At 66.9% G+C, this 21836-nt stretch carries 14 protein-coding genes; 11 read left to right on the top strand and 3 right to left on the bottom strand.

From position 1 onward, the window contains the following. The first annotated feature begins 40 nt into the window (after window positions 1–40). Window positions 41–301 (top strand): hypothetical protein, encoded by a 261-nt coding sequence (locus tag ACQR13_RS26810; protein WP_315717408.1) that lies wholly within the window; start codon window positions 41–43, stop codon window positions 299–301. 66 nt (window positions 302–367) lie between these two features. Here ACQR13_RS26810 and ACQR13_RS26805 read toward each other — a convergent pair whose 3' ends face one another. Beyond that, entirely contained in the window at window positions 368–2647 is a 2280-nt protein-coding gene (locus tag ACQR13_RS26805; protein WP_315717409.1) for a polysaccharide biosynthesis tyrosine autokinase, read from the bottom strand. A gap of 414 nt (window positions 2648–3061) precedes the next feature. Between ACQR13_RS26805 and ACQR13_RS26800 the strand changes: the two genes are divergently transcribed. The 3 genes from ACQR13_RS26800 (at window position 3062) to ACQR13_RS26790 (ending at window position 8643) form a co-directional block, all read left to right on the top strand. Beyond that, window positions 3062–3784 carry a response regulator transcription factor gene (locus tag ACQR13_RS26800; protein ID WP_315752505.1) on the top strand — a complete coding sequence of 241 codons (723 nt, stop codon included), beginning with the start codon at window positions 3062–3064 and terminating at the stop codon, window positions 3782–3784. Next, window positions 3784–5163, top strand: a complete 1380-nt coding sequence (locus ACQR13_RS26795) for a sensor histidine kinase (protein WP_315752601.1) — start codon at window positions 3784–3786, stop codon at window positions 5161–5163. Before ACQR13_RS26800 ends, ACQR13_RS26795 begins: the two co-directional genes overlap by 1 nt. A 360-nt stretch (window positions 5164–5523) precedes the next feature. Continuing rightward, on the top strand, window positions 5524–8643 hold the full coding sequence (locus ACQR13_RS26790) for an NAD(P)-binding protein (protein ID WP_315752507.1): 3120 nt from the start codon (window positions 5524–5526) through the stop codon (window positions 8641–8643). 8 nt (window positions 8644–8651) lie between these two features. Here the strand turns inward: ACQR13_RS26790 and ACQR13_RS26785 are convergent, their stop codons facing one another. Further along, window positions 8652–11720, bottom strand: a complete 3069-nt coding sequence (locus ACQR13_RS26785; protein ID WP_434863409.1) for an ATP-binding protein — start codon at window positions 11718–11720, stop codon at window positions 8652–8654. Window positions 11721–12782: 1062 nt separating this feature from the next. Further along, entirely contained in the window at window positions 12783–13733 is a 951-nt protein-coding gene (locus ACQR13_RS26780) for a helix-turn-helix domain-containing protein (protein WP_315752509.1), read from the bottom strand. Between the two features lie 162 nt (window positions 13734–13895). On the opposite strand from ACQR13_RS26780, the gene ACQR13_RS26775 reads away from it, so the two are divergent. The 7 genes from ACQR13_RS26775 to ACQR13_RS26745 all read left to right on the top strand — a co-directional run bounded on the left by ACQR13_RS26775 (window position 13896) and on the right by ACQR13_RS26745 (window position 21606). After that, complete coding sequence (locus tag ACQR13_RS26775; protein WP_316202734.1) at window positions 13896–15110, top strand: amino acid ABC transporter substrate-binding protein; 1215 nt, start codon at window positions 13896–13898, stop codon at window positions 15108–15110. A 77-nt stretch (window positions 15111–15187) separates the two neighbouring features. Beyond that, window positions 15188–16063: a branched-chain amino acid ABC transporter permease gene (locus ACQR13_RS26770; protein WP_315752511.1), complete on the top strand. Its 876-nt coding sequence runs from the start codon at window positions 15188–15190 to the stop codon at window positions 16061–16063. Next, window positions 16060–17727 (top strand): branched-chain amino acid ABC transporter ATP-binding protein/permease, encoded by a 1668-nt coding sequence (locus tag ACQR13_RS26765; protein ID WP_315752512.1) that lies wholly within the window; start codon window positions 16060–16062, stop codon window positions 17725–17727. Before ACQR13_RS26770 ends, ACQR13_RS26765 begins: the two co-directional genes overlap by 4 nt. Beyond that, entirely contained in the window at window positions 17720–18469 is a 750-nt protein-coding gene (locus ACQR13_RS26760; RefSeq protein ID WP_315717418.1) for an ABC transporter ATP-binding protein, read from the top strand. Before ACQR13_RS26765 ends, ACQR13_RS26760 begins: the two co-directional genes overlap by 8 nt. An 8-nt stretch (window positions 18470–18477) precedes the next feature. Continuing rightward, complete coding sequence (locus ACQR13_RS26755; protein WP_316164874.1) at window positions 18478–19929, top strand: aldehyde dehydrogenase; 1452 nt, start codon at window positions 18478–18480, stop codon at window positions 19927–19929. Between the two features lie 280 nt (window positions 19930–20209). Continuing rightward, on the top strand, window positions 20210–21340 hold the full coding sequence (locus ACQR13_RS26750; protein WP_316195268.1) for a PepSY-associated TM helix domain-containing protein: 1131 nt from the start codon (window positions 20210–20212) through the stop codon (window positions 21338–21340). After that, window positions 21337–21606 carry a hypothetical protein gene (locus tag ACQR13_RS26745; protein WP_316202738.1) on the top strand — a complete coding sequence of 90 codons (270 nt, stop codon included), beginning with the start codon at window positions 21337–21339 and terminating at the stop codon, window positions 21604–21606. Before ACQR13_RS26750 ends, ACQR13_RS26745 begins: the two co-directional genes overlap by 4 nt. Window positions 21607–21836: the final 230 nt, after the last annotated feature.

Below are 21836 nucleotides of genomic sequence, written 5' to 3'. Positions count from 1 at the left end.
GGCCGCTAGCCTCTCGAAACGCCCGAGGAGGCATGAACTGATGTGGGTGATCGCGCTTCATTTTACAGCCGGGGTGGTTGCCGGGACGATGTTCACGGTTCGCACGCTGCTGGCGCTCGCCGCGATCGTCTTCATGGAGTGCATCGCGGCGTCGATCATCAGCGGGCTGCCGGCCGTGCTCTATGCCGGCGCCGGTCTGATTGCAGTCCAGGTGGGCTATCTCTCGGGCGTCTATGTCCGCAGCGCTCTGGAGCGTGCCGGCATCGCCCATCCCTCCATTCGCCCCGAGCACCAGCGCTGACCGTCGATCGATTTCCGTTGCCGGCCGCGGCCCATGGCGCGCACCGGCCGGCGCGCGCTGATCGACCTACTCGGCCATCACGCTCCCGTAACGGGCGTAATATTTGTGGTTGTAGTAGTCGCCGAAATGATTGGCGTAGCGCTTCAGCGCCTTCATGTTCGTCTTGTTGAGCACGACGCCGAACAGAGCATCGTAGACGTTGGGAGCCGTGTTCAGCGCGTGCTCGACCACCTCGGCCGGCGTGCGCCCCCATTCCACGACGAGGACGAAGCTGTCGAGCAGCGCGGAGATGGCGCGCGCGTCGACAACGGGCGCGAGCGGCGGAAGATCGACGATGACGTAGTCATAGGCTGCCCGCAGCTGCTCGAACAGCTTGCGCATCTGCTCGTTGCCGAGGATGTCGCTGGTGTCGCGCTGCATGGCACCCGTTCCCGGCAGGAAATCCAGGCGCGTCAGCGGGTCGGTCCAGACTGCGTCTGCGAGCTGGCATCCTCCCAGGACGATGTCGGCGATCCCAGTGCTGGCATCGGGGGCCAGCATGGCGGAAAGCGACGGATTCCTGAGGTCGCAATCGACCACGATCACACGCTTGCCTGAATTTGCGATGAGCTGAGCCAGCGACGCGGCGATGATCGACTTGCCTTCGTTGGGCAGGGCGGACGTCAGTCCGAAGACCTTCCGCGACGTCGGGCTTGGATCCTGGTCGATGGCGACTTTCAACGAGCGGATGGATTCGGCGAAGCGCGATGTGGGCATGGCGGATGCGGCCCAGCAGGTTCCGGGGCCTCTCGTCACCATTCGCGGGCTGGAATCGGGTTCGACCTTGGAAACGGCGTTGACTGTCGCCTTCTTGGTGAACCGGTCGACCTCGCCTCGTTTGAGCAGAGGGACGACCGAGAGGCAGGGCAGGCGCAGGCGATCCTCGACCTGGTCGGTCGTCCGAAAGCTGCGGTCCTTGACTTCTGCGAGCAGGCCGAGGCCGCCGCCGAGCGCCAGGCCCCCGAACAGGCCGAGCGCCATCAGCACGATGGACTTCGGCTTGATCTTCTTCTTCGGCGGCGTGGCCGCTGAGATCACCCGCGCCTTCGCAATCGGGAAGGAGCCCTGCTGGACTGAGCCCATGTAGCGCTGAAGAAAGGTGTCGTAGAGCGTGCGATAGCTCTTGGCGCTGGTCTCCAGCTCGCGGAGGCTGAGCTCGGCCGCCCTGGTATCCTGCGACCGGACAACGGCCTGTGCAAGCTGCTTCTCGATCTCCTGCTGCTGCTGCTTGGACTCCTCGTAATCGTGCTTGGCGACGTCGGCAAGGCGCCGCACCTCGTCGACGATAGCCTGGCGGATGCTCTTCATCGTCGCGCGAATATTGACGACCGCGATATGATCCTTGCCATATTTGGCGGAATACTCGTACTCGCGCTTGGCGTTATCGAGGTATTGCTGACGCAAGCTGTTGATGATGAGCGTGCTGTTCGAATTGCTCAAGGAGAGACCGTCGGGCGGATTGACATTGCCGCTGAGCTCTGCCGGGGAGAAGTCGGAGACCGCGGCTACGCGGTCGATCGTCATATCGGCACTGCTCGTCGCGAGCATGTCGTCGAACCGATTGAGCCGGGTCATCAGCGAGGCGGTACGCGTGCGCACTGCCACCAGACGGTTGGTGAGCTCGGTGACCTGCTGCTGGTCCATGAACCTGCCGTCGGCCGAGACGATGTTGTACCGGCTTTTCAGCTCGTTCACGGAACGTTCGGTCGCGGTCGCGTCGTTGCCGAGATCCTGCAGGCGGTCGTGAAGCCAGGCGGTGATTGTGCGGTGCTCGTTCGCGTCCGCCTTCAACTGCTGATCGAAATACTCCTTGACGATGGCGTTGGCGATCATCGCCGCCCGATTGGGGTCGCTGGCGCTGAAATCGACCTCGACGACCGTGCTCGTGCCAATTCTGAAGGCGTTCATTCTGCGCTGGAATTCGTCGAGGAGATCGTCCATCGAGGGCGCGTTCGGCTGCGGCGCCGAACCCACGAGACGGCGAACCGCATCAACCGCACCATGCAGCGGGCTGGCTTTGCCGTTGAAGTCGGGATCGTCCGCCAGATTGAGCTTGTCGATGACCGCTGTCGCGATCGACTTCGATTTGAGAATCTCGATCTGCGATTCCATGTCGAGCGGCGGCTCGTCCTGAACGGGCGGTTGCGGCTGGACGACTGCGGCCTTCGAGGTGGTGCCCAGCATGATCTTGACGTCGGCCGAGTAGGTGGGCGGCAGGATTTTCAGCAGGGCGAAGCTCGCCAGGAGCGAAAGCACGGTGGTGATCGCAATCACCAGATAGTGCCGGCGCAGGAATCCCAGCGCCATGTCGAACGGTCCGGGTCCGCTACGTTCCCAACCTTGCTCCTGTGGGGAGGGGTAGGTAACCGTGCTCGCGTTGGGATTGTGCAGCATGTTTGTGGGGCTTTTCAGTTGCGCTTCGGACGTCAGAGCCGCCCGGTTTGCCTGCGAGAACGAGGATCTTGTTTTATAACCATTAAATGATCTGGGAGTGCCGCGCGATTTAATTTATATTAAATCTGATTTTGCTCAGCAAGTGGCTCTGCAAAATTAAATGTCGCCGGCGTGCAGGACATGCCTTGCGCCTGCGGCGGCCTTCTCGGCCGGCCAATGCCGGCGCCGCGGTCGGCCGCATACCGGTATTTGGCTGCCGCGTAACGGCTTGTAACAGTCGCTCCCGGCCCATTGCCAAGCTACGGGTTTTGGGCATCAGTCCTGGCGATGAGCATGCCTGCGGCCACGCTTTTGATGGTGGAGGACGACCCGGAGATCAGCCGGCTCGTCAGCGATTTCATGCGCCGGGAAGGGTTCGAGATCGAGGTCGCCGCCACGGCGCCGGCGATGGATGCCGTGCTGCGGCGGCTGCGGCCCGATCTCATCATTCTCGACCTGATGCTGCCGGGAGAGGACGGGCTTTCGATCTGCCGCCGGCTGCGGCAGAGCGACGACATTCCCATCCTGATGCTGTCGGCCAAGAGCGACGAGATCGATCGCGTGGTCGGGCTGGAGCTCGGCGCCGATGATTACATGGTCAAGCCGTTCGGGCCGCGCGAGCTATTGGCCCGCGTTCGGGCGCTGCTGCGGCGCACCCAGGCGAGCCCACCGCGTGACGCGAGCCGGCGTTTCGGTTTCGACCGGTTCGTACTCGACGTCGATGCCCGCAGCATCGAGATCGTGGATGCGCAGGCCGCGCCGATCCAGCTGACCTCGGCGGAGTTCGACCTGCTCGCCTGCTTCGTGCAGCGGCCACGGCGGGTGTTGAGCCGCGACCAGATCCTGGACTGGACGCGCGGCCGCTCCGCCGAGCCGTTCGACCGCACCGTCGACATGCTGATCTCGCGGCTGCGGCGCAAGCTCGATGCCGCAAGCCCGGGAACGAACCTGATCACCACCGTCCGCAACGGCGGATACCTGTTCACGGCGACGGTGAGGCCGGTGGCGTGATGATGCGGCTGACGCTTGCGATGCGTATCGGCCTCATCGTCATCATTGGTCTGCTCGCGATCTGGATCGTCACCCTGGCGCGATTCTACCGCGCCCGGACCGCGGACCTCGAAGGCGCGACGCCGCCGCCGACGCGGCTGGCCGCGCTCGCCGAACTGATCGAACGAACACCCGGGGCTGAGCGGGGCAGGGTCGTCGATGCCGTGTCCTCTGACCGCTTCGAGGTCCGGCTGGTCGGACCCGACGCGGCGGTCCGCCTTCCGCGCACCGAGCCCGCGCCGGTCCGGTCCGGATTGCGCGACGCCTATGCCGGTGCGCTCGGTGCGCGCCCGCTGACAATCACCTTTGTGCCGGAGCCGGAGGGACGGTGGTTGCCCAGGCTCGCGCGGACGCCGCAGAATGCCCTGGAGTTTCGCATTGGCCTGAACGGCGGCGATGTTCTCGTCGTGGACTCGCGCGCGTCGCTGGTGCTGACCCAGCAGGGGCTGCCGATCGGCTTCGGCGCGGGCCTGTTCGGTACGCTGGTCGCGCTGTTTGCGCTCCTGATCATGCAGCGTGAGACGCGGCCGCTGGCGCGCTTGGCGGCCGCCGTCGACCGGGTCGACCCCGGCGGGGCGGCGGTGCCGCTGCCGGACGTTCGCCGCAATGCGCCCGAGGTTCGCGCCGTGGTGACGGCGTTCGGGCGACTGCAGGACCGGCTTGCCGATCTGATGCAGGCGCGCATGGCGCTGGTCGGCGGCATTGCTCACGACGTTCGCACCTTTGCCACGCGGCTGCGGCTGCGCGTCGACCAGATCCCGGATGACGCCGAGCGGCAGCGCGCCGTGATCGATATCTCCGACATGATCCGCCTGCTCGACGACGCGCTGCTTGCGAGCCGGGCGGGTGCCGGCGAACTGCCGCAGGAGCTCGTTGCCTTCGACGAACTGGTGCGCGCGGAGGTCGAGGATCGCCGCGCGCATCAGGCGCGGGTGCGCTTCGACCATGCAGGCGACGGGCGCGAGCAGCTGATGCTGGGCGACCGCGTCGCGCTGCGTCGTATCGTCGCCAACATCATCGACAACGCGCTCAAATATGGCGAGGCGGCGCATGTCTCGCTGCAACGCCAGCCGGAGCACGCCGTGCTGACGGTCGACGACGAAGGGCCGGGGATTCCCCGCGACCAGCGCAAGGCCATGCTGGAGCCGTTCACGCGCCTGGACACGTCGCGCAATCGCGGCACCGGCGGAGCCGGGCTCGGACTGGCGGTGGTGCGGACGCTGGTGGAGGCCCATCGCGGCAGCATCGCGATCACCGACGCGCCGCGCGGCGCCCGCATCGTCGTGCGGCTGCCGCTGTTTCTCGACGGGCCCGGCGACGTGCATTCCGATCTGACGTGATCGACGGCAGCGTCGCGATCGGGGCGCTGTCCTTAAGTGGTGGCGGCCCGTCATTCTTCTCGTAAAAGTTGAGATGACGACGTAGCCGGCGGGAACGATGCGGCGGCCTCGTCTTCGCCTGACGCGATGTCGACGATGCGCCCGCTTGATGATCGCGTGGAGATTGTGATAGGTATTCGATGCATCCTCATTGCATCGCCACGCGGATTGAACTGGGCGTGGCGCCGATTTTGTAAACCCATAGTACCGAATGTCATTCAACCGCACGGGCCGCGCGGACCGCGGACCTGTGCGCCGATGGACGACGTCGTTCCGGCTCGCCCGGGCGAGAACGTCCGAGGTCAGGGCAGGATCATCGACATGGCAGCAACAAAGACCCGCGTGGCGATATTGGGCGGCGGCATCGGCGCGTTGAGCGCGGCCTTCGCCTTGAGCGAGATCGATCCGCGCGGCGAGCGCTACGAGATCACTCTCTATCAGCTCGGTTGGCGTCTCGGGGGCAAGACCGCCAGCGGACGCAACGCCAAGCAGGGCCAGCGCATCGAGGAGCACGGACTGCATATCTGGGCCGGCTTCTACGAGAATGCCTTCACCATCCTGCGTGCCGCGCTGAAGGCACTCGATGCACCGCCGAGCGATCCGATCAGGACGATCGATGATGCGTTCAAGCGGCAGAACGAGATCTTCTACGCCGAGTATACCGACGGCCAATGGCTGCCCTGGCCGTTCTGGTTTCAGCCGGATGTCGATGAATCGGTCTATCCCGGCAGGGATAGCCTGTGGGCGCCCGCCGACAACATCGTGCCACCGCTCTCGACCCTGCTGCTGCGGACCATCGCGAGCATCATCTTCAACCTGAACTACTATATCGAGGACTGGCCGGGCGACCAGAATGCCGAGCTGGCGAAGGCGATCGCCGCCATGCCCGCCGAGCGGCGGGCCCGGCTGGCGGCCGTCTCGCCTGATGGCAAGGGCCATCCGCTGCTGCTGCTGGCCCACCGCGTCGGCGAGAAGCTGCACAGTGACGTCGAAGCGATCCGCCGCGATGCCCAGGGCGACATGGCGGCGCTGCTCCATGCGTTTCGCGGCATCGCCAAGGAGCACCAGACGATCGACGGCCTCGAGGAAGGCCTGCGCCGGCTGTTGATCCTCGCCAATCTCGGCATCTGCATGCTGCTCGGCATCATCGAGAACGACTGCCTGACGGACGGGCTGGAGGTTCTCGACAGATACGAATTCCGAAGCTTTCTGGCGCAGCAGGATGAAGAGGCCGCCAACAACGCCATCGTGACCGCTCTCTACGAATACATCTTCGCCTTTCGCAACGGCTCCCGCGAGCCGTCGCAGCAGCAGGTGTCGGCCTGCTCGGCCGTTCAGGGACTGCTGCGGCTGTTCTTCACCTACAAGGGGGCGTTCTTCTATAAATCCGTCGTCGGAATGGGGGATACGATCTGCACGCCGATCTACCAGCTCCTGGCGCGGCGCGGCGTGAACTTCAAGTTCTTTCACAAGGTCACGAGTCTCGAGCCGACCAAGGACGGCAACAAAATCGCGACCATCCACATCGACAAGCAGGTCGAGTTCGTCGATGGCAGATATGATCCGCTGGTCCTGGTGAAGGACTACTGGTGCTGGCCGTCCGAGCCCAAATGGCAGGAGATCGAGAATGGCGAGTACTACGCGCTGAAGGGCTACAATTTCGAGAACGCCTATGGTCCCCCCAACCCGCCGCAGCCGCCCCCGGCGGCCCGGCTCAGCCTGCAGCTCGGCGAGGATTTCGACCAGGTGGTCCTCGGCATCTCGGTCGGCGCGCTCGATGAGATCTGCCGGCCATTGACGCAGCAGAAGCCGGCCTGGGCCGACATGGTCGGCAATCTCCCAACCGTGCGCACGATGGCGCTGCAACTCTGGCTCGATTGCGCGGTCGGAGATCTCGGAGGTCCCTATGTGGCGCCTGGACCGTCGCTCGAGACGATGGGACCGATCGTCACCACCTGCAAGCCGCCGCTCGACACCTATTCCGACATGTCGCAATTGCTGCCGGCCGAGGACTGGCCGGCGCCGGGGCCACGCTCGATCGCTTATTACTGCGCCATCATGAGTGACGACAGCGCGCCGAACGACGAGCAGCTTGCCGCGGACTATGTGAAGAACGCATCCAAGGACTGGATGACGTCCTGGCTCGATACGCTGTGGACCAACATCGGCAGCGGCAGCACGTTCCGCTGGGATCTCCTGCACGCGCCGAGCGACATCAGCGGATCGGCGCGGCTCGACTTCCAGTTCTGGCGTGCCAACATCAATCCGAGCGAGCGCTATGTGCTGAGCCTGCCGGGCACGCTGCGGCATCGCATGGAGCCCGGCAAGTCCGGCTACGACAATCTCTTCCTCGCCGGCGACTGGACCCGTGTGCCCGAGATCAACGCCGGATGCGTGGAGGTCGCGGCGATGTCCGGCCTTGCCGCTGCCTCGGCGCTGTCGGGCGTCTACATTCCGATCGTCTCGACCAGCCCCGAGCCGTACATCACCAACGCCTACGTCAACTACGCCGGATGGATCACGCTTCCGCCAGCGCCCTATATCTGCAACGACTCGACCTTCTACGGCTTCGCCGTACCGGCCGACCTCGGCGCGTGCCAGCGTTTCCTCGACCGCTCCTTCAACCGCGTCGCGGGCCGCGACCAGTTCCGCGTGATGCTGGACATGGCCTTCGTCAACGTCATCCAGGTGCGCAAGAGCCAGGCGGCCACGCCGCCGTTCGCGGAGCAGGGCACGATGTCCGAGACCGATGTCGGGCTGTGGCTCCTGGTCGGCAGCTATGAGCGCGGCGCGGTGCTGCCGAAAACGATCGGCTTCGTGCCGGCCTATCTGTTCGTCGACAATGCCTGGTCGGTGGTTGCGGGGCAGGAGGTCTGGGGCTTTCCCAAATATCACGCGACCATCGTTCAGCCGATCAGCGCGCCATCGAACGATCCGTTCGACGTCTCGGGACTGGTGATTGCCAGCTACGGGCCGGAGGCCCATGCCTCCCAGCAGCGCATCATCCGAATCGAAGGCACGGCGGGATCGACCCCGACCGCGGCGGCCTCTCCGGCGGATGCATTCCGGCAGCTCTGTGCCGGGGCCGACCAAGAGCGAATGAAGCAGCTCACGACCGGGCCGGGCATGGCGTCGTTCCTGGGCGGCGTCTGGGGCCTGCCTATCCCCGTGTTCTATCTCAAGCAGGCGCGGTCGGCGGACAGTCTCACCGCGGCGAGCTACAAGACGCTGTTGAACGGCGCGCTCGACCTGACGGGGCTGCGCGGCTGGCAATTGCAGTCGGGCAACTGGTCGATCGAGATGAGCGCGCTCGATAGCCTGCCGTTCATTCGCGATCTCGGGCTCGGCACGCCCGTCGACGGCAAGCTCGTGCTGACCGCGACCACGCGCATCTGGGCCGAGATCGATTTCACCGTCGCCAGGGCCTGCCCCATGGCCTGAGCAGGTCGTCACGCCGATTGTCGCCTCGGCGCGTCATCGTCGATGGCGGCGAGTCGCGCCGCCGCGCGGCGCAGGAACGCCGACGCGCCCTGCGCCTCGGCGACCGTGACGGCCTCGCGTAGCGCGGCCGTCACCTGGCCCGGTGCGGTGTCGGGGAGGGCGGCCAGGATCTCGGCGCGCCGCCGATGCAGCGGCGACAGGAAATAGCCGTCGCCATAGCGCCGCGCGGCGTCGATCGCCGCGTCGATCGTCTGCATCGCTTCGGCCGTCTTGCCGACGATCAGTTGCAGACCGGCGACCTCGCCGAGATAGAAGCAGGAGAAATGCATCATGCCGAGCGTCTGGAACGCCGGCAACGCCTCAGATGCCGCCGCCAGCGCCTCGTCTGGAGTCCTGCCGAGATGGCCGCGGGCATGCGCCTGCAGGCTGCCCGCCACCAGCTGATAGAGCGGATAGCCATGGTCACGGCAGATGCGCAGGGCCTCCTCGGTGGCGAGGAGGACATCCTCGTAGTCGCCGCGTGCGAGCTGATAGAAGGCGAGCCACGACAGCGCCCAGGCGAGGTCGAACGGACGTCCGAGCCGGCGCGCATGTGCGATGAGATCGCTGGCGACGGCGGCCGCGCCGGCATCGTCGCCCATCGCATGCAGCACCTGCAGCAGCGAGGCCTGGCCGGCGACCAGCGGATCCTGAGAGGACAGTTGCGGCAGCCGCGCGCCGTCCGATGCCTGATAGAGCTGCACCGCGGCGGCCAGCAGCCGGCGCGCGGCGGGGAGGTCGCCTCTGGCGAAGAGAATGTAGCCCAACGCAACGCCGCTCTCGATGCGATGCTCGGGAAGGCCGGTCTGCTCGCCGATTCCCAGGCACAGATGCGCCATCTCCTCGGCACCATCGAGATCGCCCGCGATGATCAGGAAACTGCAGATGCCGCGCAGCACGGCGAACAGGCCGGCGGTGTTGCCGAGTGCGTCGCAAATCGCCCGTGCTTCGGACAGCGCCTTGCCGACCTCGGGCACGGTGTAGCCGCGCGAGGCAGCGAGGCTGACGGCAAGCCCGATCAGGAGCTCGAGCTCCAAGTCGGCGCGCTCGCCGTCGGCGGATTGATGACGCAGCAGGTCGAGCGCCGTTTGCAGATGTCGCGCCGCTTCGACATGCGCGGCGCGCGAGGCGGCGCGCCGGCCCGCGTCCGCCCATAGCGGGATGGCTTCGGCGATCGCGCCACTCTCGGTGAAATGATAGGCCAGCAACTCCGGCTCGGTGTCCCGCGTCTCGGGAAAGCGATCGCGCAGCACCGCGGCGATCCTGCCGTGCAATGTCTGGCGTTCGCGCCGGAGCAGGGACTCGTAGGCGGCGTCGCGGATCAACGCGTGCTTGAACGTGTAGAGGCTGTCGGGCGGCGCGCCGCTGCTCTCCACGAGGCCGGACTTGACGAGCTGATCCAGGCTCTCGCCGAGCCTGGCTTCGGGCTCCGCCACGATGGCCGACAACAGATCGTAGCTGAAGCGGCGGCCGATGGCGGCACCGAGATTGGCAATCCGGCGCGCCGGCCCCAATCGGTCGAGCCGCGCAACCAGGGAGTCCTGCAGCGAGGCGGGAATGGCCACGCTCGCATGGCCGTCCCGTGCGGGCGCCGCGGAGGCTTCGACGACGTACTTCGCCAGCTCCTCCAGGAACAGCGGAATGCCTTCGCCACGGTTGACGATCTGGCGTAGCGTCGCTGCCGGCAGCGCGGCCGAAGCGGCCACATGGGTGCAGATCCGCTCGGCGTCGCCGTGACTCAATCGCCCGAGCGGGAGCCGCGTGACCTTCGGGCTCGCGGCCCAGGGCGGCTCATATTCGAGCCGGGCCGTGACCACGATCAGCCAGCGGCGTTGTGCGGCGCGCTGGATCGCCCGATCGAGCAGCTCGAGCGTGGTCGTGTCGCTCCAATGCGCGTCTTCCAGCACCAGCAGCGCAGGCCCGGTCGGCACCATCATGTCGATCAGCCGGAGCAGCGTCTCCCGCGTGACCTCCGAGCGCTTCTCGACGGTCATCGTCTGCAGCGGATTGTCCGGTTCGGGCGCGACGCCAAGGACGTCGGCGAGCACGGCGCGCGCGGTGGTGTCGGTGACGCCGTGCGCGTTCATGAAGCGATCGAGCTTGTCGCGACGCGTCGCTGCGCCGTCGGTGCGGTCGAAGCCGGCGATGAGCGCGAGCTGTTCCGAGATCGGATACAGCACGCTGTCACAACGGGTGGGGCTGCAGTGCCAGATCATCTGCAGCTGGGAGACGTCGGCCACGCGCCGCCGCAGCTCCTCGACCAGCCGCGACTTGCCGATGCCCGGCTCGCCATGGAGCAGCACCACCTGTCCGCTGCCGAACCGCGCCGCCGCCCAGCAATCGAACAGACGCGCCAGCTCCTGGTCGCGTCCGACCAGGGGGGAGCTTTCGCCGCGAATGCGGGCGTGAAAACGGCTCGCGACGGCGGCTTCTTCCAGCACCTCGAACGCCTCGACCGGTGCGGCGAATCCCTTCAGCGCGAACGTGCCGAGATCGCGGAAGTCGAACATGCCGCGCGCGATGCGCTCGGTCGTCCGGGCCACGACGATGCTGTCGGGGGCGGCGATCGATTGCAGCCGCGCCGCGAGATTCGGCGTCTCGCCGACGATGTCGACCGGGCGGCCGTCGGCGCGGGGCATGAGGTCGCTGACCACGACGAGGCCGGTGGCAATGCCGATGCGCAGACGCAGTGGTTGGCCTTGCGCGGCATCGAGCCGGCCGACGGCGTCGCGCAGCGCGATGGCGGCGCGGATCGCGGTGGCCGCATCGTCTTCCCCCGCACGCGGATAGCCGAAATAAGCGAGCACGCCGTCGCCGGCATATTGCGTGATGGCGCCGCCATGGCGGCCGATGACGTTTTCGCAGGTCGTCAGGAAGGCGTCGATGACGCTGGTCATATCTTCCGGATCGAGCCTGACGGTGAGCGAGACGGAGCCGACGAGATCGCAGATCAGCGCCGTCACCTGCCGCCGCTCGGCGCGATGCATGCCGAGCAGGCGCGAACTCGTCGTCGTATCGGATGACGGCTGTCGCAACACCCCGCCACACCCGCCGCAGACATCCGAGCCCGGTGGATTGGGCCGGCCACAGGTTTCACAATCCATCTGCGTTCGGGCTCCCGGACACGGCTACGGAATGCGAATGAGCGCGAAGCGCGGAGCTGGCGATGCGGGCGCGATCGCGGCGCCCGTATCGACCGACGTCGCGCGCCGAGCGCGAAGCATCGGTTTGCGGTACTGGCATTTCGCGTGCGACCAGGACCGGCTGATCATATTCAACTCATAGCGCATTCGTGGCAGGGTAGCAACGGTGCCGCCATACTCGCGATGGCTCCGGGGAGCGGGGACGATATCGGACGGCTCCCCCGGGTGTCCTCGATGCTGGCGGGACCGTTCAAGCCTGCGACGATTTGACATCAATGTGAAACATCAGGTCGCCTCCCTTGCGGACAGGCGCGCGTGATCGCGCGATCCCGCGGCGGGCGACCCGTCCGGGTGATGCATCGTGAAGCCCTCGCGACGCGTGAGGGCGCAGGGAAGGCCGGACCTCGACTGAGGCCCGTGGCCCGCCTGCGAAAAAAATGCAGGCGGCAGGTACCACAGGTCAGCCGGAAACCCGGCCCTCCCTGCGCGATGGCTGAACGGCTGCTTCGCGTTCTCCCTGGTGCGCCGGGCTTTCTGGCCACCATCCCCACGCGAAGCGAAGCCTCAACGTGAGTTGATATCAGCATCGGGATATCAGGACCGCGCGACTTGACCGTGCGTGGCGAATTGTTCGTCGGCGCGAGCAACCCGCGCTGCAATCCACCACGCCCACCGCTCCTCGCCTCGCGTCTCGTGACGACCGCGATACGCCCCTCAGCTCGAGACGGGATGCGGGAATAGAACCATGATTTCCGGAAAAACGAAAGAGAAATATTTTCGGCGCGGGGACTGGACAGGCCAAATCAGCTTGATCGCGCAGCGGAAATCAGTTTCCCGGCGCACTGAGCATCCAGCGGTTGCGCCGCCCGTCCGAACTCGGGATTTGCTGGTCCGACGCTGACACGTCGTCCTGGACTGACAAAGAGGATGACCGAGGCGCTTGGCCGCGCCGCACCGTCACGGCCAGTCGGCGAAGTTGAGCATGGTCCGTGACTGGCCTTTGGTCCGCTGCGACGAAACACCCTTGCGCCAGGCGCCCGGTGATTGACCGGTGTGCCTGACGAAGAAGCGGTTGAAATAGGCGCTGTCCTTGAAGCCGAGCGCGAAGGCGATCTGCTTGATCGTCGCGGTGGTGGTTTCGAGCCGGGTCGCCGCCTCCTGAATGACGCGCTGCTGAATCAGCGCGCTCGGTGACCGCTGCAGCACCCGGGTGCACAGCGCGTGCAGGCGATCCGGCGTGACGCCGAGCAGCGCAGCGTAGTCGGCGACCCGCAACTGCTGATGAAAGCGTTCCTCGACGAGCCGGCGAAAGCGGCTCAGGATCTCGGCGCTGGAGCCTTGTGCCTCGCCGGCGCTCTCGTCGGCAAACAGCCGCCAGAAGCGCAGCACGCACAGGGTCAGCTCCGATGACATGATCGAGGCCGCGCCGCGCCGTGAGGGATTTTCGATCTCCGCTGCAATCGCCGCCATCGAGCGCGCGATGACCGCGGCGAACTCAGCCGTGACGGAGAAGGCCAGGACGGCCTCGGTGCCTGCGAGGTCGAGATAGGCGGGCTCGGCCGAGGAGGGCAGGTGGCGGTGCCAGAGCCCGGAGCGCAGCCGCAGGAGATGCCCGGCGGAACCTGCCGCGACGTCGAGATGCTCGGCCCCTCCCGCCGGTACCCAGACCAGCGCCGCACCGGCCCAGATCTGGATTTCTTCTTCGGCGAAGCGCACCGAGGCCGTTCCGGCGGTCAGGCAGAGCAGGTGGACGAACGGCCGCGCGGCATCCGAGCGCAGGGCCCAGCGCCGTGCCTCGAAATGCGAGGGGATGGCTTCGGCCCCGAGCGCTGCCGGGGTGCCACGGGCCGCCGGCGGCAGCGTCCGAGGCGCGGCGTTACGCGCGGTCGTCGCCCCAGAAAAGTGCACTCTTTTACCGGAACTGTCCATTGCGCCACCCAAGCCTGCGGTGTTTCCCTCGTCAAGTCCCGACGACCGCAAACAAAAAACCGCGGACGACGCCGGGGCAGAGGAACGTCACCGATTCACCCGCGCGGTCCGCGCGCGTGAACATGGGAGGAGGACAGAGAGATGACTTCGACCAACCGTCGTCAGGTGTTGCGGATCGCGGGGGCGGCGATCGCAGCCGGCTTTGCCGTATCGGCCGCCCAGGCCCAGCAGGACAAGATCCGCATCGGTTATGCGATCTCGAAGACCGGCCCCTATGCCGGCGGCGCCGGCATCACCACGCTGCCCAACTATCAGCTCTGGGTGAAGGACGTGAACGCGGCCGGCGGCATCAAGCTCGGCGACAAGCGGCTGCCGATCGAGATCGTCGAATATGACGACCGCAGCTCGTCGGAAGAGGCGGTGAAGGCGATCGAGCGCCTCGCCAACCAGGACAAGGTCGACTTCATCCTGCCGCCCTGGGGCACCGGTCTCAACCTTGCGGTCGGTCCGACCTTGAACCGGCTCGGCTATCCGCATCTCGCGGTGACGTCGGTGACCGACAAGGCGCCAGAACTCGCCAAGCGCTGGGCCAATGCCACCTTCTGGCTCGGCACGTCGGCGCAGATCTCCAATGGGCTCGCCGAACTGCTCGGCAAGCTGAAGAGCGAAGGCAAGATCGGCGGCACCGTCGCGATGGTCAGCGTGGCCGACCAGTTCGGCATCGAGCTGGCCGCCGCCGGGCGCGAGGCCTTCAAGAAGGCCGGACTGACCGTCGCCTACGACAAGACCTATCCGATGGGCTCGCAGGACCTGCAGCCGCTGCTCAAGGATGCGATCGCGAGCAAAGCCGATGCCTTCGTCGCCTTCAGCTATCCGCCGGATACGATCGGGCTGACCGAGCAGGCGCAACTGCTCAAGTACAATCCGAAGGTCTTCTATGTCGGCGTCGGCACGGCGTTCCCGCTGTTCAAGGGCAAGTTCGGCGCGGGCAGCGACGGCGTGATGGGCATCGGCGGCTGGAACGCCGACTCGCCCGCGCTCAAGGACTATCTCGCCCGCCACAAGGCGGCGACCGGGCAGGAGCCGGATCGCTGGGCGAGCCCGATCACCTATACCAGCCTGCAGGTGCTGCAGCAGGCGATCGAGAAGGTCGGCAAGGTCGACCGTGCCGCGGTCGCCAAGGAGATCCGCGAGGGCTCTTTCGACACCATCATCGGCAAGGTGAAGCTGAAGGACGGCCTGCTGCAGGAGGTCTGGAGCGTCGGCCAGTGGCAGAACGGCGAGTTCTACGCCGTGGCGCCGGCCTCGCTGCCCGGCGCACGCGCCGCGGTCGTGCCGAAGCCCGAGTGGAAATAGCCGGAACGAGGTCGTGAGCTTGCGGACGCGCGTCAAGGCGCGCGCGTCCGCGGGCCTCGCGCAAGAGGCACCATCCCATGCTGCTGTTCGACATCCTGCTGCCCGGTCTGGTGCTGGGGGGCATGTATGCCCTGATCGCGCTCGGCCTGACGCTGCAATATGGCGTGGCGCGCATCATGAACCTGTCCTATGGCGAGTCGCTGGTCGCGGCCGCGTTCGGCACGCTGTCGCTCTATTCCGGGCTGCAACTGAGTCCGCTGCTGGCGCTGCTGCTCGCGATGCCCGCCGCGGGACTGCTGAACTGGCTGCTCTACAGGCTGTTGCTGCAGCGCCTGATCCGCCGCGGCAAGGACGCCGGCGCCCAGGAGGTCGACAGTATCCTCGTCACCTTCGGCGTGCTGTTCGTGATCCAGGGCATCATGCTGGTCGCTTTCGGCGGGCAGTACTACAGCTATAGCTATCTCTCCATTCCCGTCACAGTGCTCGGCTCGACGCTCGCGGTGAACCGGCTGGTCGCGCTTGGTTTCGCCGCACTGATCGGCACCGGCGTCTATCTCGCGCTGACGCGGACAAGGATCGGCACGGCCGTGCGCGCCGTCGCGGTCGATGCCAATGCCGCGCGGCTGGTCGGCATCGATGTCGCTTGGCTCGCAGGACTGGCGTTTGCGTTCGGCGGTGGACTGGTCGCGGCCGGCGGCGTGCTCGTCAGCATGTTCCTCACCTTCAATGCCTCGATGGGCGTCGTATTCACGATGAAGGCGCTGGTGGTCGTGATCATGGGGGGCGTCGGCAACGTCATGGGCGCGCTCGCTGCAGGGCTGCTGCTCGGCGTCGTCGAGACCGCGGTGGCCCGGCTGGTCGATCCCGGGCTGACCTTGGCCGCGACGTTTGCGATGTTTCTCGCCGTGCTGCTGATCCGGCCGACCGGACTGTTCGGAAAGGCGGCGTCGTGATCAGCCCCGGCAAGATTCTGGCCTGGTGCATCGGGCTCGTCGGCGTTGCCGCGGCGGTCACGCTGCCGCTCTATGCCAACGGCTACTATCTCGCGCTCGGCATCAGCATTCTCTATTTCACCGTGCTGGCAACCGCCTGGGCCATGTTCTCCGGGCCGACCCGCTACGTCTCGCTGGCGACGGCTGCGTTCTTCGGCATCGGCGCCTATACGGCGGCGGTGACCGGCGAGACGCTGAGCTGGCCGCTGCAACTGATGACCGCTGCGGGTGTCGGCGCTGTCGTCGCGGCCATCACCGGCCTGTCGACGCTGCGGCTGTCCGGCATCTACTTCATCATCTTCTCGTTCGGCCTGGCCGAGCTGATCCGCCAGCTCGTGATCTGGTACGAGGTCAACATCCACAAATCGGTCGGCCGCTATCTGTTCAGCGACATCACCCAGGAGATGCTGTACTGGCAACTCTGCGCGCTGACGGCGCTGGTCTTCCTCGCCGGCTTTCTGCTGACGCGCTCGCGCTATGGCCTCGCGCTGCGCGCGATCGGCGCCGACGAGACCGCCGCGCGCCATTCCGGCATCGATGCGACCGCGGTGAAGCTCGGGGTCTTCATCCTCAGCGCGGTGTTCATGTCGGTGACCGGCGCGATCATGGCGCCGCGCTGGACCTATATCGATCCGGCGATCGCGTTCAACCCGATGATCTCGTTCCAGGTCGTGATCATGGCGCTGCTCGGCGGTGCCGGCTCGCTGATCGGCCCGGTGCTCGGCGTCATCCCGCTTGTGCTGCTGTTCGAGGTGCTGACAGCCGCGCTGCCCAACCATTTCAGCATCGTGCTCGGCCTCATCTTCATCGGCATCGTGATGGTGCTGCCGAGGGGCGTGATCGGGTTGGTCGATCGGGTCTGGCGGCGCGAGCCCAAGGTGGTCGGCGCCAAACCGGAGCAGGGCGGAACGCTGCTCACGGCCGAGACTGTCGGCAAATCCTTCGGCGGCCTGCGCGCCGTCGACCAGGTCAGCCTGGACGTCCGCGCCGGCGAGATCCTCGGCGTCATCGGCCCCAACGGCTCGGGCAAGACGACGCTGCTCAACATGCTCTCGGGCGCGCTCGTGCCCTCGGCCGGCACGATCCGCTTCGGCGGCACCGTCATCAGCGGCCTCGCGGCGCACCGGATCGCGCGGCTCGGGCTTGCCCGCACCTTCCAGTTGGTGCGGGTGATGCCGGACCTGACGGTCGCCGAGAATGTCGCGGCGGCGGCGTTGTTCCGCACGCGCCAGACCGGTGCGGCCGCAGAATCGATCCATGAGCTGCTCGCCCTGGTCGGCCTCGATGGCATGGCGGAGATGCCGGCGGGCGATCTCACTTACATCGACCAGAAGCGGCTGGAGCTCGCCCGCGCGCTGGCGCTGCATCCGCGGCTTGTGCTGCTCGACGAATGGCTGGCTGGGCTCAATCCGACCGAGCTGGAGACCGGCATCAGGCTGATCGCCTCGCTGCGCGACCGCGGCATCACCATCGTGATGGTCGAGCATGTGATGGATGCGATCCGCGCGCTGTGCGACCGCTGCGTCGTCATGAGCGCGGGCGTCGTGATCGCGCGCGGCACGCCGGACGAGGTGCTCGCCGATCCCGCGGTGATCACAGCCTATCTCGGAGAGCCCGATGCTTGAGATCAAGCGGCTGTCGCACGCCTATGGCAAGCACCAGGCGCTCACCGATGTCGCGCTCGAGGTCGCGCGCGGCGAGATCGTCGCCATCCTCGGCGCCAATGGCGCCGGCAAGTCGACGTTGCTGAAGGCGATCGCGGGACTGATCCAGCCGTCGCCCGGAGCCGTGATCCGGCTCGGCGGGACGGACATCGGCTCGCTCGCGCCGCATCTGATCGTCGAGCGCGGCATCGCGCTGGTGCCGGAAGGCCGCGGCGTGTTCGGCGATCTCACCGTCGCCGAGAACCTCCAGCTCGGCGCTTATCCTTCGCGCGCCCGCGACGGCGAGGCCGCGCGGCTGGCGCACGTGCTCGCGCTGTTTCCGCGTCTTACCGAGCGCATGGGGCAGGCGGTGCGCACCATGAGCGGCGGCGAGCAGCAGATGGTCGCGATCGGCCGCGCGCTGATGTCGCGGCCCGATCTGCTGCTGCTCGACGAGCCGTCGCTCGGCCTGTCGCCGCTCTTGAGCCGCGAGGTGTTCCGGGCGCTGAGGACGATCCGCGGCGACGGCGTCGGCATCCTGATGGTCGAGCAGAACGCCCGCGCCAGCCTCGACATCGCCGACCGCGTCTACCTGATCGAGCAGGGACGCAATGCCGGCGAGGGGCCGGCGCCCGAGATGAAGAACAATCCCGACATCCAGCGCGCCTATCTCGGCCAGTCGCGCGCCCCGGCTTCCGCAACCGCAACAACCCCATCGACCTAGGAGCGCCCATGAACGCGATCAATCTCCTGATTGGCGGCAAGGACCAGTCCGCCACCAATCAGCGCACCTTCCAGCGGCTCAATCCGATCAGCGGCGAGATCGCAACCATCGTTGCGGCGGCGTCGATCGATGACGCGCTGCGCGCCGCCGATGCCGCCGCGGCGGCGTTTCCGGCGTGGTCCCGGCTCGGCCCGGGCGAGCGCCGCAAGCGGCTCAATGCGGCTGCGGATGCGCTGGCGCGCAACGCCCCGGAGTTCATCGCGCTGATGATGGCCGAGACCGGCGCCACCGCGGGCTGGGCCGGCTTCAACGTGCATCTCGCCGAGGGCATGCTGCGCGAGGCCGCGGCGATGACGACGCAGATCGCGGGCGAGGTGATCCCGACCGACGTGCCCGACAACATTGCGCTGGCGCATCGCCAGCCGGTCGGCGTCGTACTCGGCATCGCGCCGTGGAACGCGCCGGTCATCCTCGGTGTCCGCTCGGTGGCGATGCCGCTCGCCTGCGGCAACACCGTGGTGCTGAAGGCCTCGGAGATGAGTCCGGGCGTGCACCGGCTGATCGGCGCGTGCCTGGCCGAAGGCGGTCTCGGTGACGGCGTCGTCAACGTCGTGACCAACGCGCCCGAGGATGCGCAGGCCGTGGTCGAGGCGCTGATCGCCCATCCCGCGATCCGGCGCGTCAACTTCACCGGCTCGACCCGCGTCGGCCGTCTCATCGCCATGGCCTGTGCCAGGCAATTGAAGCGCGCGCTGCTCGAGCTCGGCGGCAAGGCGCCGCTGGTCATTCTCGACGATGCCGATCTCGACGCCGCGGTGAATGCCGCCGCGTTCGGCGCCTTCATGAACCAGGGCCAGATCTGCATGTCGACCGAGCGCATCGTGGTCGACGACAAGGTGGCGGATGAATTCGTCGCAAAGTTCGCCGCCAAGGCCAACAGCCTGCCTTACGGAGATCCGCGCAAGGGCGATGTGGTGCTGGGCTCGCTGGTCAGCGCCGCCGCCTGCGACCGTGTCGGCGGCCTGATCGAGGACGCGGTGGCCAAGGGTGCCGTGTTGGCCGCCGGCGGCCGCGGCAGCGGGACGATCATGCCCGCGACCATCGTCGATCACGTCACGCCGGCGATGCGCATCTATGGCGAGGAGAGCTTCGGTCCCGTCGTCACCATCGTGCGCGTCAGCGGCGTCGACGAGGCCGTGCGCGTCGCCAACGACACCGAATATGGCCTGTCGTCGGCGGTGTTCGGCCGCGACATCGCCCGCGCGCTCGCTGTCGCCAAGCGAATCGAGTCCGGCATCTGCCACGTCAACGCGCCGACGGTGCATGACGAGCCGCAGATGCCGTTCGGCGGCGTCAAGGCCTCCGGCTATGGCCGCTTCGGTGGCAAGGCCGCGATCGACGAGTTCACCGAGCTGCGCTGGATCACGGTGCAGACTGGCGAACGGCACTATCCATTCTGAGACGGCGTTTGCGGCCCGGCCCTGGCGCATCGTCGGATGCAGCCAGAGCCGGTCGTATTCCGCGCGGCCACGCGGAAGCGATTCCATATGTATCCGGGCATCGCGCGGTGCGAGGTGCGATCGAAATTCACGTTGCAGCTCCGCTGGTTGCGGCGGACAGGCGCGCTACCTTAAAGAAATTCCAACGGCTTTAGACCGATTCAGTTTGCTGCGGCCCTTCTCTTGCCGGACGTTCGGCTCATCACGTGCAACGTCGATGACGAAGGGTGGGTTCGGGCGCATGCGGCTGTGGGTTCAGGTTCACACGTGGACGTCGCTGATCAGCATGATCTTTCTGCTGATGCTGTGCCTGACCGGGCTTCCGCTGATCTTCCATGAGGAGATCGATCATCTCTTCGAGGATGAGATCGCCGCGCCGGCGATGCCGGCCGACACGCCGCTGTTGCCGCTCGACCGCCTGATCGCGGCGGCCAAGCAGCAGTTGCCGGAGCAGCATGCGCTGTTCGTGAGCCTGAAGCAGGCGGAGCCGCTGATCGTGGTCGCGATGTCGCCGACCGCCATTCCGGTGCCTGGGCAGTTTCATCGGCTCACCGTGGATGCGCGCACCGGCGTCGTTCTCGGCGAGGAAGCGCCGCATCAGGACGTCATGGACGTGATCCTGCGCATCCACCGCGACATGTTCACCGGCCTGCCGGGCGAGCTCTTTCTCGGACTGATGGGACTGGTGTTCTCAGCGTCCATCGTCTCGGGCGTCGTCGTATACTGGCCGTTCATGCGTCGCCTGCAGTTCGGCACGGTGCGGGATCGCTCGGCGCGGCTCAAATGGCTCGACCTGCACAATCTGCTCGGTATCGTCACGGTGAGCTGGGCGCTCGCGGTCGGCTTGACCGGCACCATCAACACGCTGGCGGTGCCGCTGTTCGACCTCTGGCGCGCGAAGACCATGCCGGCACTGCTCGCGCCCTATCAGGGCAAGCCGCTGGCGGAAGCGAAATCGGTCGAGGCCGCCGTTGGCGCCGTCCGCACCGCGTTTCCGGACCGGCTGGTGACGTCCATCACCTTGCCGACGACGACGCGGTTCGGCAGCCCGCAGCATCTGATGATCTGGACCAAGGGCCGCACGCCGTTTACTGCGCGCATGTTCAAGCCGGTCCTGGTCGACGCCCAGGACAGCAGCAAGATGGTCGCGCCCGAGCTCGCCTGGTATCTCACCGCGTTGCAGGTATCGCGGCCGCTGCATTTCGGTGACTATGGCGGGTTGCCGCTGAAGATCATCTGGGCCGTTCTCGATCTCATCACGATCGTCGTGCTGTGCAGCGGACTCTATCTGTGGGCCGCCAAGCGGCGGGGCTTCCGCAGGAAGGTGTCCGGCGTCGTGACATCGGCAGCGCCTGCGGTGGTGTCGCCATGAGCTCCTCCGCGGCATCGGCGAGGCCATCTGCCCGCGCCGCGCAACTCTCGACCTGGCAGGTGTTTCGTGCGCCGCTGCTGATCGGTCTGGTTGCCGCAGCCGGGCTCGCCTTCGGACTGTTCGGCGACGGGCTCTGGGACGCGCTGTGCTGGCTCGGACTGTCGATTCCGATTCTGCTGTCGCTCGCCTACGGCACGAGACGGAGCCGCGGCGCGAAGGCCGAAGCGCAAGGCGCTCGGGCCGGGACGCAGGATAGGCCGCTCTGAGCGCTGACGTCCGCCGCCGGCCGGCGGAAGATAGCCCGCATCATTGATCTCGATCCGCGCTGCTGGACTACGCGCTCGGCTCGACGGCAACGACGCGCTCGGCCAGCCAACGATCCCACGCATCTCTTGTCTTACGTGTCTTCTCTCGCGCGACGCGTCATCGCGATGGCAGCACGCTGCGTCGGCGGTGCGTGATCGGTCTCGCACAGCGAGCGCCGACGCGAGCGGCG

The sequence above is a fragment of the Bradyrhizobium sp. HKCCYLRH3059 genome, assembly GCF_051168035.1.
In the GTDB taxonomy this organism is placed as follows: domain Bacteria; phylum Pseudomonadota; class Alphaproteobacteria; order Rhizobiales; family Xanthobacteraceae; genus Bradyrhizobium.
The sequence above is the reverse complement of the archived record's forward strand: the minus strand, read 5'-3'. Positions and strand labels throughout refer to the sequence as shown.